Annotated in this window: 1 pseudogene; it reads right to left on the bottom strand. The window is 59.5% G+C overall.

The annotated features are described in order from the left end of the window. Positions 1-615, bottom strand: a pseudogene (locus ACQY8X_RS21050) (aspartate kinase); the annotation flags it as partial.

The following is a 615-nucleotide window of genomic DNA, read 5'->3' as shown; positions in this document are numbered from 1 at the left end:
ATGGTATTGGCATTCGAAACCTTGGAGACGATGCGCACATTGTGACGGGTCAGCACATCGAGAATAGCCGCGTCATAGCCTTTCACCCCAACCATATCGGGTTCAAACAGCTCCAGCGCGAACAGCTCCAGCCCGGTGACAATCTCAACCGCAGCGCTGTCGGCGGGGTGCTCATCAATCAGCGTGCCGGGATCGTCGGGTTCAAACGCATTGGTCACCCGCAGCGGCACCTTGGCCTGACGCAGGGTTTTCGCCGCTTTCGGGTGGATCGCCTCCATCCCCATATTCGACAACTGGTCGGCAACATCGTAATTCGTCCGGCCCAGCTTCTGCACAGCCTCTGCACCGACAAGGTTCGGATCGGCAGAAGAGAGGTGAAATTCCTTGTGAATGATCGCCTCGCGCGCGCCGGTCGGGGCGGCCAGACGCGAAAAGGTCACCTCGGAATAGCCGCGATCATATTCGCGCATCAGCCCTTCGGCGCATTGCGCATAGCCGGTGACGACAGGCATTTCACGGGTGGGATCGACTCCCTCCATCGCGCTCAGGATGCGCGCATCAAGGCTCTGATCCCCCTCATCGCGCCAACCGGAAAGATCAACAAAGCGGGCATTC

This window comes from Amphritea sp. (assembly GCF_050300915.1).
Classification (GTDB): domain Bacteria; phylum Pseudomonadota; class Gammaproteobacteria; order Pseudomonadales; family Balneatricaceae; genus Amphritea.
This window is presented reverse-complemented; position numbering and strand designations above follow the sequence as displayed.